General features: G+C 45.0%; 15 protein-coding genes. 10 read left to right on the forward strand and 5 right to left on the reverse strand.

Annotated elements, in window-relative coordinates:
• Nucleotides 1-458: 458 nt before the first annotated feature.
• From FC43_RS06995 to FC43_RS07015, 4 genes are all read right to left on the reverse strand, one after another.
• Nucleotides 459-650: a hypothetical protein gene (locus FC43_RS06995; protein ID WP_056955172.1), complete on the reverse strand. Its 192-nt coding sequence runs from the start codon at nt 648-650 to the stop codon at nt 459-461.
• A complete protein-coding gene (locus tag FC43_RS07000; RefSeq protein WP_156648328.1) occupies nt 650-1,024 on the reverse strand; it encodes a hypothetical protein in 375 nt (124 codons plus the stop codon). The genes FC43_RS06995 and FC43_RS07000 overlap by 1 nt, the downstream gene beginning before the upstream one ends.
• A 372-nt stretch (nt 1,025-1,396) precedes the next feature.
• Nucleotides 1,397-1,669: a phage minor capsid protein gene (locus tag FC43_RS11255; RefSeq protein WP_235807600.1), complete on the reverse strand. Its 273-nt coding sequence runs from the start codon at nt 1,667-1,669 to the stop codon at nt 1,397-1,399.
• 247 nt (nt 1,670-1,916) lie between these two features.
• Nucleotides 1,917-2,753 carry a site-specific integrase gene (locus FC43_RS07015; protein ID WP_056955178.1) on the reverse strand — a complete coding sequence of 279 codons (837 nt, stop codon included), beginning with the start codon at nt 2,751-2,753 and terminating at the stop codon, nt 1,917-1,919.
• A gap of 140 nt (nt 2,754-2,893) precedes the next feature.
• On the opposite strand from FC43_RS07015, the gene FC43_RS07020 reads away from it, so the two are divergent.
• From FC43_RS07020 to FC43_RS07035, 4 genes are read left to right on the forward strand one after another with little or no spacing between them, the layout of a single operon-like run.
• Nucleotides 2,894-4,099 carry a CCA tRNA nucleotidyltransferase gene (locus tag FC43_RS07020; RefSeq protein WP_056955180.1) on the forward strand — a complete coding sequence of 402 codons (1,206 nt, stop codon included), beginning with the start codon at nt 2,894-2,896 and terminating at the stop codon, nt 4,097-4,099.
• Nucleotides 4,100-4,112: 13 nt separating this feature from the next.
• On the forward strand, nt 4,113-6,002 hold the full coding sequence (locus FC43_RS07025; protein WP_019205375.1) for an ABC-F family ATP-binding cassette domain-containing protein: 1,890 nt from the start codon (nt 4,113-4,115) through the stop codon (nt 6,000-6,002).
• A gap of 14 nt (nt 6,003-6,016) precedes the next feature.
• Nucleotides 6,017-6,979: a thymidylate synthase gene (locus FC43_RS07030; protein WP_056955182.1), complete on the forward strand. Its 963-nt coding sequence runs from the start codon at nt 6,017-6,019 to the stop codon at nt 6,977-6,979.
• A gap of 10 nt (nt 6,980-6,989) precedes the next feature.
• Nucleotides 6,990-7,487 carry a dihydrofolate reductase gene (locus FC43_RS07035; RefSeq protein ID WP_235807601.1) on the forward strand — a complete coding sequence of 166 codons (498 nt, stop codon included), beginning with the start codon at nt 6,990-6,992 and terminating at the stop codon, nt 7,485-7,487.
• Here the strand turns inward: FC43_RS07035 and trhA are convergent.
• Nucleotides 7,473-8,108 carry a PAQR family membrane homeostasis protein TrhA gene (trhA, locus tag FC43_RS07040; protein ID WP_056955185.1) on the reverse strand — a complete coding sequence of 212 codons (636 nt, stop codon included), beginning with the start codon at nt 8,106-8,108 and terminating at the stop codon, nt 7,473-7,475. The two genes, FC43_RS07035 and trhA, sit on opposite strands and share 15 nt — an antisense overlap.
• Nucleotides 8,109-8,277: 169 nt before the next feature.
• On the opposite strand from trhA, the gene FC43_RS07045 reads away from it, so the two are divergent.
• From FC43_RS07045 to FC43_RS07070, 6 genes are all read left to right on the forward strand, one after another.
• The gene (locus tag FC43_RS07045; RefSeq protein WP_056955187.1) at nt 8,278-9,120 is read left to right on the forward strand and encodes a DegV family protein; all 843 of its coding nucleotides are present in this window, start codon (nt 8,278-8,280) and stop codon (nt 9,118-9,120) included.
• 103 nt (nt 9,121-9,223) lie between these two features.
• Nucleotides 9,224-10,132, forward strand: coding sequence for an SGNH/GDSL hydrolase family protein (locus FC43_RS07050; RefSeq protein WP_082611483.1), 909 nt, complete (start codon nt 9,224-9,226; stop codon nt 10,130-10,132).
• Nucleotides 10,133-10,141: 9 nt separating this feature from the next.
• Nucleotides 10,142-10,723: a YpmS family protein gene (locus FC43_RS07055; RefSeq protein ID WP_056955189.1), complete on the forward strand. Its 582-nt coding sequence runs from the start codon at nt 10,142-10,144 to the stop codon at nt 10,721-10,723.
• Between the two features lies 1 nt (nt 10,724).
• Nucleotides 10,725-10,949, forward strand: a complete 225-nt coding sequence (locus FC43_RS07060; protein WP_019205382.1) for a YozE family protein — start codon at nt 10,725-10,727, stop codon at nt 10,947-10,949.
• 25 nt (nt 10,950-10,974) lie between these two features.
• Nucleotides 10,975-11,841: a ribosome biogenesis GTPase YlqF gene (ylqF, locus tag FC43_RS07065; protein WP_056955190.1), complete on the forward strand. Its 867-nt coding sequence runs from the start codon at nt 10,975-10,977 to the stop codon at nt 11,839-11,841.
• On the forward strand, nt 11,834-12,601 hold the full coding sequence (locus FC43_RS07070) for a ribonuclease HII (protein WP_056955193.1): 768 nt from the start codon (nt 11,834-11,836) through the stop codon (nt 12,599-12,601). The genes ylqF and FC43_RS07070 overlap by 8 nt, the downstream gene beginning before the upstream one ends.
• The last annotated feature ends 133 nt before the right edge of the window (nt 12,602-12,734 follow it).

A 12,734-nucleotide genomic window follows, 5' to 3' on the forward strand; every position in this document is an offset into this window, starting at 1 on the left:
ATGCTTTAGGTTGTCACGTTCACTGGTCAAGCTATCCACTTGTTCTTTCAAGGGATTAACTTCCTTGCCATACGAGGTCATCACAGCCGCAATTTGATCATCGTTTAAGCCCAGTTCCTTTAATTCTTCACGTTTCATTTCGTGATCGCTCCTTTACGTTAATTGGTTACGCGGTTACGAGCCACGAGAATTGATGTACACAAAAAGAGCAGTTTTACGACGTGCTCAGGTCGAATATCAAAAGCTCCAATAAAAATGAATCTCTGAGATAAACTTAATTAGAAAAAGGACTAGCACGATTATCATTCCCATAATCGTCAACCAATCTTCAAAATTTGGTTTCATATTACTTTTCTATTTCTCTAATCGGGATACCTTCTCTATCAGCAGCATCGCCAATTTCCAATGCAATTGCTGTTGAACCAGTCGAAATAAAAAGCACCAGCGGATGCTAGTGCTTACTTTGCTGTAACTACGATATTTTCATAGTCGTGTGCAGCTTTTTGCTTAACTTCTTCGGGGGTGCCAGGACGCCATTTTTTAATAACGGTTCGGTTAATTTGTTTATCAAAATCAAACTCGGCAATGCACGCAGAAATGACATCAGCTAAATATAATTCTTTTTCCGTCGGCAGTGTAAACCAATCCATTATATCAGCACCTCCTTAATCAACTTATTTAATACATCATCTGAAATATTCAATACCGCTAGTTCAGCAACAACTTTGCGATTATTATGAACCAAAATTGTATCTCTTAAATACCCACTTAACATCATAGGGTCGGTATAAAACATGTGCTTGACGTAAACAAAAATGGGTTCATTAAGCTGATCGATCGTATCACTTAAGTCCTTATATCTCTTGGGATGTAGACGATACTCTTCACGCGCTTTGTCCCAGTTCTGCTTATGCGTCATTTCATGCTTAATTATATCATCGATGTTTGATGCGGCAAAGTAATCCCCTTTCAAATAATTAGCAACACTTTGCGGATTTTGGAGAATATCGCTATTTATAAACAACGCATCGCTACTGTGATTGTAAGCTGCTGCAGAATGCCGTCCTAGTTTTCTTGCTATCAGTGATTACAACTTTTGGAAGCACCTGACGGTTGTAATTCATGAGGGCCTGATCTACATTTTCGATTGTCGATCTATACTTCTTGCTCGATCCTTCGGACCAAACCTCTGCCCGATACCCTCTAACCTGCTTAGTATGCACGTGGCTAACCTTATTAGTAGGGGTGAGGATCTTAAACGCTTGTTTCTTGGCCATGTAATCTCGTGGAGCAGTTCTGACAATCTGCTCGCGAGCATAGTCACGCGTTAAGATTGGTACCTTGCGATCAGCGTTGGTTACTTTGATAAACTCCCGTAGCTTAGCCTGACGCGCTCTCAGCAACGTTTTGGCTTGGTTGACCAAAGCTCTTCGGCAGCCTTTAAGCGTTTCTTAGCGTCCCGGATGGCTCGCTCACGGGCCCGTTGTTGCTGGACCAACTTGCCATTCTTGATGGCCTCTTCCGGATCATACTGGGGCTGGTGATTGGTGTTGACGCCCTCGGTGAGCATATGCCGACAATTAATCCCCAGTGTCCCGGCCGGCGTACCATAGCCATGATTGTAGATGCTATCGTACTTACCGTTAAACTTGGGATCTTCTGGCGGCACGACATTAACCACGTGGCCCTGAATGTACGCGCAGGCTTCGGTTATTGAGATGGTTGGTCATTACGCATAGTGTCGCACTCTGTAACGGGGGCGTATGGATTGGAATGGTTTTTGGTGAAATATTGCCAGCCGGATGTTATAAAACTTTTAGCTTGGAATAGTATGATAACGTTCAGAAAAGTAATACTAAAAGCCGCTAGAAATCAACGTTTAAAGCGTGATTCTAGCGGCTTTGTTTTTCAACTCCTTAGTCACTAAGAAGCCCTTGCGCTTTTAGGGTAAGTCGTTGGCGTTGGTAGTAATTTAACGCGGCCGGATCTAACCGCAAATAATCTGCTAAGGCTTGTGGTGATAGTTCCGGGTGTTGTGCCAAGATATAGAAGACAAAGCTTTGGTAAAGAAAACGGGGAGCTAAACGCATGCCAAGGTATTCTTCGGCCGGTTTTAAAAATTTATGCAACCCCGCGTTGCTAAGGTGAGGTTGAGCTTGATTAACCCGCAGTTTTAGAAAGGGATCAGGGCAGGCTTGGAGTTGAGCTAGTGGAGTGTGAAAATTCCTAAACTGATCCAGAAAGCATTGTTCAGCGTTTGAACGCGGCTTTAAGTTGTTCATAACTTTTGCAAACCCGGGTTGCAAGAATTCACTGACTTGGTAGCCGTGGCTAGTTAACAAAAGCGTGAGACGAACATAGGGATGGAGCTGCTGATCAAGCAAGAGCTCATCCAATTTTCTTAGCCACTTTGTAGTAAGGGGCTGAGTCACTTTTGGTAAAGCACCATGCAAAGCGAGGGTAGGGTAAGTGGTGATAATTTGCCGAACCAGTAAGTAGCGAAAATAGCGGTTAAGATGGGAGAGCACTTTGTTATAGGTTGCTAAAGTCATTCCATACTTACTTTGGCGGTTCGAAAAATAAGCCCGGAGATCCGCTTCAGTAACTTTTGTCACGCTGGGTTCTTCTTGCCATTCATCTGCCAAGTATGCGAAAAAGTGAGTAATGCTGTCATGATAAGCTTGGATGGTAGTGGGAGCTAAGCCATCGTTAGCCAAAAAGGCTTCAAAGGCAACTTGGTAGGGATAGTCCATATTGACACCTCCGCTTTAGTATATAACAAATATTTACTTTAACTTTACCACAAAACAAACCCCACAACCACTGTTTTACAGCAAGTTACCCAATTTGGTAGAATAGATGAGATAATTACTAGAGAGAAGGATGAGTACGCATGCGGATTGAACAATTACCAGCCTTATTTGAACCGGCTCGTCCGATTTTAGCGACCATTGAAGAAGCAGGGTTTGAAGCTTACTTTGTGGGTGGCTGTGTTCGGGACTTAATCTTACATGATCCAATCCATGATATCGATATTGCCACCAGTGCCTATCCAGCTGAAATCAAGCAGTTATTCCATCGTACTGTTGATACTGGGATTGAGCACGGCACTGTAATGATTTTGGATCATGGTACCGGGTATGAAACAACTACTTTTCGGACCGAATCTGGTTATCAAGATTATCGGCGCCCAGATTCAGTTACCTTTGTTCGCTCGCTTAGTGAGGACTTGCAACGGCGTGATTTCACGATTAATGCTTTGGCGATGAAAGAAGATGGTGAAATTGTTGATCTGTTTGATGGACTGGGCGATCTAAAACGGCGAGTGATCAAAGCTGTCGGTGACCCAAACGAACGCTTTTTAGAAGATGCATTAAGAATGATGCGAGCAGTTCGTTTTGCCAGTAAGCTGGATTTTGAAATTGATGACGCCACATTAGCTGGGATTCAACGCCATGCGCCGTTACTGGCCAAAATTGCGGTTGAACGGGTTCAAGTAGAATTCGAGAAATTATTGCTGGGACAGAATCCAACACGTGGGCTAAGAAGTCTGATCACGACTGATCTGTATCGTTATTGTCCAGGCTTGGCAAAACAGCGGGATGCCCTTTGCCAAATGCAAGATTATAACTGGCAATTAACGTCGGCCCCGGCAGCGTGGGTGCTCCTCGCTTGGCAATTGAAGATTCCGGCTTCGCAAGCCACGATGTTTTTTAAATCGTGGAAATTATCAAATCAATTAATTAAGCAAGCCCAAAAAGCATTGCGCTTTTTGCAAGGGTTGAGCGTCAATCAGATTGACAATCAAGCTCTCTTTATGGTTGGCAAAGATGCTTTAGCGATTGCCATCGAAGTTGCTAAAACAGTGGGCCTAACTGTTGATGAAGTGGCATTGCAAGCACAGTATCAACAGTTGCCGATTCATGACTTGCATGAATTAGCGATTACTGGTGGCGATTTGATTAAAAATCAGATCATTACCCCGGGGCCGCAAATGGGAAAACTTTTAGTGCAGATTCAACAAGCAGTTATCGCAGGGCAGCTTGTAAATGAACCCACTAGTTTGCTGAATTTTGCTCGTCAGCACTGCGAACTTTGAAAGGACGGATCGTATGCGAACATTTCGTGCAGATAATTTGACTAGTACGTACGGCGAAAAAACCCTTTTTCGGGATGTTTCTTTGCTTATTAATGAAAATGACCGGATTGGGCTCATTGGTACCAACGGAAGCGGCAAAACCAGTTTGTTGAATGTTTTGGCTGGTTTGACTGGAGCCGAGGCCGGGACGATTACTAAGCCCAATGATTATACAATTGGCTATTTGAAGCAAACGCCTGAACTAGCAGAAGACAAGCAAATTTTAGATGCGGTTTTGGCAGGGGATCAGCCAATGTTTGAAACTATTCGGCGTTATGAGCGAGCGTTAGCAGCTTATAGTGCGCACCCGCAAGATCCACAAGCCGCCGATCGCTTTACAAAGCTGCAAGGGCAAATGGATTCCCAAGACTTATGGGAAGCGGATAGTCAAATCAAAACCATTTTAACCAAATTAATGATTGACGACTGGGACCAAACCATTGGGCAACTTTCGGGAGGACAAAAGAAGCGTGTTGGCTTAGCGCAGATTTTGATTCAACACCCCGATTTACTGATTCTAGATGAACCAACCAACCATTTGGACCTCTCATCAATTGTTTGGCTGCAAGATTTCTTAGCTTCATATCGGGGAGCGGTCTTGGTGGTAACCCATGATCGCTACTTCTTGGATAACGTTACGAACCATATTTGGGAGCTTTCCTTTGGGCGCCTGTTTCACTATGATGGCAATTACCAAGCTTTTGTCCAACAAAAAGCGGAACGGGTGGAACTAGAAAATGAAGCCGAAAAGAAGCGTCAAGCCCTTTATAAGCATGAATTAGACTGGATGCGTCACGGGGCAAAAGCCCGCAGTACTAAACAAAAGGGCCGGATTAATCGCTTTAATGAATTGAAAGATTCAATTGGTAAGGTCCAAGTCGACCAAGATGTTGCTATCAGCCTGGGGGCTACCCGGCTGGGGAAAGATGTTTTAGAATTGCAGCACGCGGAATTAGCTTACGATCAACGGCCAATTCTTCATGATTTTAATTGGCTGATTCAAGGTGGCGATCGGATCGGGATTACGGGGCAAAATGGGGCCGGTAAGACCAGCTTACTGAATGTTTTGGCAGGCCGCCAAGCGCTTGATCAAGGAATTTTAAAGGTTGGGGAGACCGTTAAAATTGGTTACTATACCCAACAAACGGAAGGGATTGATCAAGACAAGCGAGTCATCAATTACCTGAGTGAAGTTGCCGAAACGGTCGTGGACAAAAATGGGGAACGAATCAGCGTCGCTAATTTGTTGGAACAATTCCTGTTTCCTCGTTTTATGCATGGAACCCTAATCCGTAAGCTGTCGGGTGGTGAACAGCGGCGCTTATATTTATTGAAGATCTTGATGCAAGCACCGAATGTGTTGCTGCTAGACGAACCTACCAACGATTTGGATATTTCAACATTGACGGTGTTAGAAAATTACTTGGATCAATTCCCAGGGACAGTCATTACGGTATCGCACGATCGCTACTTCTTAAATCGGGTAGCGGATCATTTACTGATCTTTAAGGGGAACGCAGAAATAGTTCGTTATACGGGACGGTTCACGGACTATTTGGCGGCCCAAGAAAATGCTGCACCTGTTGCTGTGAAGAAAACGAGTAGTACGCCAGCTGCGACAACCACCGCTCAACAACCGAAAGTCAAAACTAAATTGACTTATGCCGAGCAATTGGAGTGGGAAAAAATTGATGATGAACTGGAAGCTTTAGATGAGCAGCGGCAAGCGATTGAAGCAGAAATGAATGCCAGCGGCGATAATTATGAAAAATTAGCTAAATTGCAAAAACAGTTAAACGATGTCACGGCCAAATATGATGAGAAGACGGCGCGGTGGGAGTATTTAAGTGAGTATGTAGACTAAGAGGTACCAAGTAAATGATGATTAATGAAAATGAACAACAATATTTAACTCTTGCGCAGTATGTTTTGGACCATGGTCATCAAAAGGGCGATCGAACGGGGACGGGAACGTTGTCCACGTTTGGATACCAAATGCGGTTTGACTTGCAAAAGGGCTTCCCGATTTTGACGACTAAAAAAGTCGCATTTGGTTTAGTGAAAAGTGAATTACTGTGGTTTTTACGTGGCGATACCAATATTCGCTTTTTGTTAGCGCACAATAATCATATCTGGGATGAATGGGCCTTTAAAAAGTGGGTCAAAAGTGATGAATACCAAGGCCCGGATATGACGGATTTTGGTCACCGGTGGTTAACGGATCCGGCTTTTAAGGCCGTCTATTTAGCTGAGAAAAAAGCTTTTTGCGAACGAATCTTGGCAGATGATGAATTTGCAGCGCGGTATGGTAACTTGGGGGATGTGTACGGGGCCCAATGGCGGCATTGGCAGACCCGGCGTGGTGAAACGATTGACCAAATCAAAAACGTCATTGAAGCCATTAAAACGACCCCAGATTCGCGACGGCTCATCGTTTCAGCGTGGAATCCAGAAGACGTTCCATCCATGGCCTTACCGCCGTGTCATACCCTCTTTCAATTTTATGTTAATGATGGGAAGCTCTCATGTCAGCTCTACCAACGCAGTGCGGACATCTTTTTAGGGGTACCTTTTAATATTGCTTCCTATGCTTTGTTAACGCATTTAATTGCCAAGGAATGCGGATTGGCAGTAGGTGAGTTTATTCATACTTTAGGGGATGCGCATTTATACTCCAATCATTTGGATCAAATTCGTGAGCAATTAGCCCGGCCAGTCCATCAAGCTCCTCAATTGATTTTACCGGACCACCCTATGAAATTGAGTGAGTATACGCCCGCGGACATTCAATTAGCTAATTATGAACATGAAGCGGCAATTAAGGCGCCGGTGGCCGTGTAGGAGGAAAATAATGGAAATCAGTATGATTTGGGCCGAAGATGAGGCCGGCTGGATCGGCAAAGCCCAAGCGATGCCTTGGCATCTTTCGGCTGACTTAAAACATTTTAAGTCGGTTACTAGTGGTCATCCTATTATCATGGGCGCCACCACTTTTCTTTCGTTAGGTCGACGTCCGTTACCCAATCGGACGAACGTCGTGGTTACTCACCGAACCCTGGCTACTGCCGGGATTGAAGTTGTCCATTCACTAACGGAGCTAAGAAACTGGTTGGCACAAACAACAGCCGAAGAAGTCTTTATTATTGGGGGAGCTAATCTATACGCTCAAATGCTTCCTCAAGTCACGCGGTTATATCGAACGGTTATTACCGGCGACCATCAAGGTGATACCAAGATTCCGGTAATTCCTTACCACGAGTTCACCCTAGTCTCAAAAACAGCGCCCGCCAAGGAAGGGGACGCTGAGTATTCGTTTGAACTTTGGCAACGCCAATTAGACGTACAATAAGATCGTAAAGTAGATGCAAGCTGACCCGGCAATGACAAAGAAATGCCAGATAAAATGGGCACTCGGCAATTTGAAAAGGTAGACGCCGGCGCCTAAGGTATAAATAATCCCGCCGGCTAGCAATAACCAAAAGCCTGGTCGGGGGAGGGCATGCCAAAGAATTGGAAAGCAAGTCAAGCATAGCCAGCCCATTAAAATATAGATTAAGGTGGACCAAGCGCTCTTTCTTTTCAGCCAAAGACTTTTGTAGACAACCCCTGCAATTGCCAAGGCCCATTCACACCCAAAGAGGGTCCAGCCTTGCCATCCCCCGATGGTTACTAAGGAGATCGGGGTGTAAGAAGCAGCAATCAGCAAGAAAATCATGGCATGATCAAAGACTCGAAATACGTGTTGGGCACGCGTGTAGATCAAGGCATGAAATAAGGTTGAGGATAAAAAGAAAAGAACCAGGATGCTACCATAGATGCTAGTGGTAACAATGCGCATTGCCCCTCCAAGCTGGGCGGCGTGGACAATTAAAATTACTAAGCCCGCGATGGCCAAGCCGGTTGCAATGCCGTGGGAAATCGCGTTGCCAATTTCAATCGGTAATGAAAGTTCATCTTTAGTTTGATGCACAGTGGTGCACTCCTTTCGGGATTTTCAATGAAATCAGGGCTAAGATTTGCTATACTAAAATTAATCTGCGGTATTGACAAATCAACTAAGTAGTTTTGATAAATCCTAGATCTGGTTTTTAAAACCACTTTAATTATACCAAAAAACATGAGGAAGTGTGGTATCTTCAATGGCAAAAGTTAAAATTGCTTGTGATTCATCGGCAGGTTTAACCGATGAGGAGATTCAAAAATATAATATCACCATCATCCCCCTTTCGGTGATGATTGATGACACCGTTTACGTAGAACGAGAAACGATCACCAATGAACAGTTTCCAGCAATGATGAAAGCAGCCAAAGCGTTGCCCAAAACTTCACAGCCACCGATTGGTAAGTTCGTCGATGCGTTTGATCGCTTAGGCGCTGATGGTAGTGAAGTCTTATGTGTCACCATGATGGCGTCGATTTCAGGAACGGTCCACGCTGCGGAGCAAGCCGCGCAAATGACGAAGACCAAGGTGACGGTCGTTGATTGTCAATCGACGGACCGGGGAATGGCGTTTCAAATTTTGGCAGCCGCAAAGGTGATTGAAGCCGGGGGAACGCTCGACGAAGCAGTTGCTAAGATGGCAACGGTTCGCGATCATTCGAAGCTGTACCTGGCAATTGATAACCTTGATAATTTGGTGGCTGGGGGTCGGATCAGCAAATTTGCCGGCACCCTTTCGAGCTTGTTGAATATTAAATTAATGCTAGAAGTTTATGATGGCCAGATTCACATTGCGATGAAGGGACGGGGCATCAAAGCCATTCATAAGGAATGGGACAAAATTTTAGCCCAAATGAAAGCTAAGCAAGTCAAGGCCATCGGAATTTCGCATGTACAAGCTGATCGTGAAGTTGCCCGGTTAAAAGAGCAACTGCAATCGTTGTTCCCAGAAATTCCAGTGGTAGTTCGCGAAACAGTGCCAATTATCGCTACCCACACAGGAATGGGAGCTTGTTGCTTACTGTACTATACTGAAGACTAACGCATTGAAGTGCCATTTTAACTTTAAGTTGAATGGCGCTTTTTATTTGCGTTAGGGAATATGATAGAATTAAGTTTACTGTAGAGAAACGGGAGGATGGAGCTTGAAAAAGAAAGTTTGGTGGGGAGCTGTATTCCTGTTGCTAGTTGGGCTCGCGAGCTTAAGCATTTGGTGGATCATGCCGGAGAATAAGGAGCGATCGCAGCCTGTGCGGGTGCCTAAAACGACCCTTCGTTTAGTAGCCATCGGCGATTCTTTGACATACGGAGTCGGGGATCAAGCTAACGATGGCGGGTACGTAGGGCAAATTAAAGCGCGCTTGCAGCAACACTTGCCGAAAACAAAGATTATTACCAGCAATTATGGGGTGAGTGGTGATCGGTCCGATCAAATTTTAAAACGCCTCCAAAACCAATCTCAAATGCAAGCAGATCTGCGCAAGGCGGATGTAATTGTCATGACGGTGGGGGGCAATGACCTTTTACAAACTTTGGAAAAAGAATTGTTGACGAATTCCCCTAAAAATTTACAACAGGCACTTGAGCGAGCTGGGGATACTTACCAACAAAAATTAACCACGTTGTTGCAAGCGGTCCGCCAGGAAAATTCGCACGCTCCCTTGTTTTTGTTTAGCATTTACGATCCGGTGTACGTATACTTCCCAGAGGTGCACGCCATCACGGATGGGGTTACCAAATGGAATCAAATTAGCGAGACGACAATGCAAAAATTTGGCCCGAGCTACTTTGTTAATATCAATCGTCAACTTTCTTACGGGCAGTACCAATCCGTCGCTAGTCGGGAAAAATTGGCTCAACAAGCAGCCAAGGCGAATCGCGCTTCAATTAGTCAAGCCGAAGTATTGAAAGTCATGTCGGGGCAAGGGAAAAATTTAAATCGTTATATTTCTACGAAGGACAACTTTCATCCGAACCATGCCGGCTATGGCTTAATGACTACGGCGTTATGGCGACAAATGCAGGCGCATGATAGTTTTATGTATCAGAAATGAGGGAACACTGTGAAAAATAAATGGAAACTGGCTTTTTGGACCCTCGTGGTTCTTTTAGGGCTAGGAGTGGGGGCCTTATATTTACGAGTAACCGCACCAACTGCGGTTTCGCCAGAAACACCGGCTTACCAGGCGAGCGATACTTCCGTTGAAGTAACGATGAATCGCAAGCAGGTTAATGCGCTTTCGGCAAATTATCTGCAACGCTTTTTAAGGGACAGCAAGATCAAATATCGCTTTGTGGTTGGTGAAAAATACGCGACGGTGATTGGAACAACGAAAGTTTTAGGCAGCCGGGTGCAATTTGCGATGAACTTTATTCCGGAAAAAACTGCTAATGGCAATATTCGCTTAAAAGCAAAGGGCTTATTAGTGGGGCGCTTAAATTTGCCCGTTCGGATTGTCTTGGCGTACGTTAAGAAAAACTACGATTTACCAAGGTGGGTGGCAATTAATCAACACCGGCAAACAATTTTGCTAGACTTGAATAAATATAGTCAAAAACAATCGGTCCGCTATTCAGCTAAGCAATTAGACATGGCAAAGGGCCAGTTTACCTTCTTGATTACGATTCCCCAGGAGGCCAAGTAAGATGTATCGCGAGAGTTTTTATCAATTTTTAATGACCCAACGCAACCCGAATGGAGCTGACGAGGTGGAGCAATTTGCCAATAACGCTTTTTTGGACTCCGCTTTTCCGAAGCAATCACAAGATTTTACGGAGATTTCTCAATATTTGGAAGAGAATGCTGATTATTTGCCTTCTATGACCATCTTTGATGCTGCTTGGCAACAGTATTTGGCAAAGGTAGGCTAATTATTGCAAGGGAGGAACTAAAATTATGGCAGTTATTCAATGGTTTCCGGGGCACATGGCGAAAGCTTTGCGGCAAATTAAAGAGCAAATGCCCCTGGTTGATATTATTTTTGAATTAGTGGATGCCCGGGTCCCGTATTCATCACAAAATCCGGAAGTGCACCGCCTGGCTGGTGATAAGCCGCGCTTATTGATTATGACGAAGACGGATTTGGCAGATCCAAAGGTGGTAAGCCAGTGGCAAAACTTTTTTGCGAAGCGGGGCCAAGTGGTATTGGCTTTGGACTCACGGGAGCGCCAAGTAGCGAAAAAGGTTACGGCAGCCGCCAAAGAAGTCCTTGCAGAGCAGTTGGCAGCCCAAGCCGCCAAGGGGATGCAAAAACGTGCCATTCGGGCAATGTGTGTGGGGGTTCCGAACGTGGGCAAGTCCACTTTACTTAACCACTTAGTCAAGCGCAATGTTGCGCAAACTGGTAATCGGCCTGGCGTTACGACGGGACAACAATGGTTGCGCTCTTCCGCTGACCTAGAATTATTAGACACGCCAGGGGTCCTGTGGCCAAAGTTTCAAAGTCAAAAGCAAGGCACCATGTTGGCTTTGTCAGGGGCAATCAAGGATAGTCTGTATGCCAAGGATGACGTGGCCTTGTTTGCTTTGGCTTACTTAAAACGGGAACGGCCCGCTGAATTAATGGCTCGCTATCGCTTGAGCGAGATGGATCTTAGTCAACCTGATCCCGACTTGCTCTTGACTATTACCCAAAAAATGGGCTTTCGGGATGACTATGATCGGGCCAGCGAACGGTTGATTTTTGAACTGCGTAAGGGGAAATTAGGGCCAATTTCCTTGGAAATTCCCGCTGATTTAAATGCGGAGGGAATCAATGAGTAAGCAAAGCATTGCCGAAATCAAAGCAGCACTACAAACCATTACGGATTTAGCTGATCCGCAGGTAGCAGTGTGGCGTGAGGATCCCCGCAAAGGCGTTCAAGCGGCCCTTGTCCAACGTGAAAAACAGTTGGCCAAATTAGCGGCGGCCCAAGCTGCCTTTGAGCGCCGTTTCTTATATGAACGTCAGCTTTGGCAGGCAGGCCACCAGTTTGTGGCGGGAATTGATGAGGTTGGCCGCGGCCCCTTAGCCGGGCCCGTCGTAACTTGTGCAGTGATCTTGAACGCGGACTTTGATTTGTTAGGGGTTACGGATTCGAAGCAACTAACCAAAAAAGAACGAGAAGAGTTATATCTGCATATTGTTGATGAAGCCGTTGAGGTTAATTTAGCCGTTAATCCAGCGCAACGGATTGATGAAATCAATATTTACCGGGCTACGCAAGAAGCTATGGTTCAAGCGGTAGCGGGTTTGCAACATCAGCCTAGCCATCTGATTGTTGACGCGGTTCCATTACCCATTAAGCTGCCTCAAACGACCTTGATTAAAGGAGATCAAAAAAGCATCAGTGTCGCCGCAGCCAGTATTGTTGCAAAGGAGTATCGGGATCACTTGATGATGCAATATGCGCAATTGTACCCTGGTTATGATTTTGATCAAAACATGGGGTATGGGACGCAAGCTCATCTTGCTGGCTTAAGGGCGCACGGGGTAACACCGATTCACCGACGTACTTTCAATCCAGTTCCTAAATTTCTTTAAAAAGATCGCAGCCTAATCCTTGTCTCCCAAGGGTTAGGCCTTTTTTAATGATTGAAAGATCAAAAAAATAAAATTAATTAGTCGCGGTTTGTAAAATTAAGTTAGAAAAATAGAAAAGCCATTTGTGGTAGAC

It is taken from the genome of Limosilactobacillus ingluviei DSM 15946 (assembly GCF_001435775.1).
Lineage (GTDB): Bacteria > Bacillota > Bacilli > Lactobacillales > Lactobacillaceae > Limosilactobacillus > Limosilactobacillus ingluviei.

What these genes read in the sequence shown, in the direction of transcription:
- FC43_RS07030 (WP_056955182.1), top strand. Translation starts at nt 6,017, where the DNA reads ATGATGATTAATGAAAATGAACAACAATATTTAACTCTTGCGCAGTAT.
- FC43_RS07060 (WP_019205382.1), top strand. Translation starts at nt 10,725, where the DNA reads ATGTATCGCGAGAGTTTTTATCAATTTTTAATGACCCAACGCAACCCG.
- FC43_RS06995 (WP_056955172.1), bottom strand. Translation starts at nt 650, where the DNA reads ATGGATTGGTTTACACTGCCGACGGAAAAAGAATTATATTTAGCTGAT.
- ylqF (WP_056955190.1), top strand. Translation starts at nt 10,975, where the DNA reads ATGGCAGTTATTCAATGGTTTCCGGGGCACATGGCGAAAGCTTTGCGG.
- FC43_RS07020 (WP_056955180.1), top strand. Translation starts at nt 2,894, where the DNA reads ATGCGGATTGAACAATTACCAGCCTTATTTGAACCGGCTCGTCCGATT.
- FC43_RS07025 (WP_019205375.1), top strand. Translation starts at nt 4,113, where the DNA reads ATGCGAACATTTCGTGCAGATAATTTGACTAGTACGTACGGCGAAAAA.
- FC43_RS07035 (WP_235807601.1), top strand. Translation starts at nt 6,990, where the DNA reads ATGGAAATCAGTATGATTTGGGCCGAAGATGAGGCCGGCTGGATCGGC.
- FC43_RS07015 (WP_056955178.1), bottom strand. Translation starts at nt 2,753, where the DNA reads ATGGACTATCCCTACCAAGTTGCCTTTGAAGCCTTTTTGGCTAACGAT.
- FC43_RS07070 (WP_056955193.1), top strand. Translation starts at nt 11,834, where the DNA reads ATGAGTAAGCAAAGCATTGCCGAAATCAAAGCAGCACTACAAACCATT.
- FC43_RS07045 (WP_056955187.1), top strand. Translation starts at nt 8,278, where the DNA reads ATGGCAAAAGTTAAAATTGCTTGTGATTCATCGGCAGGTTTAACCGAT.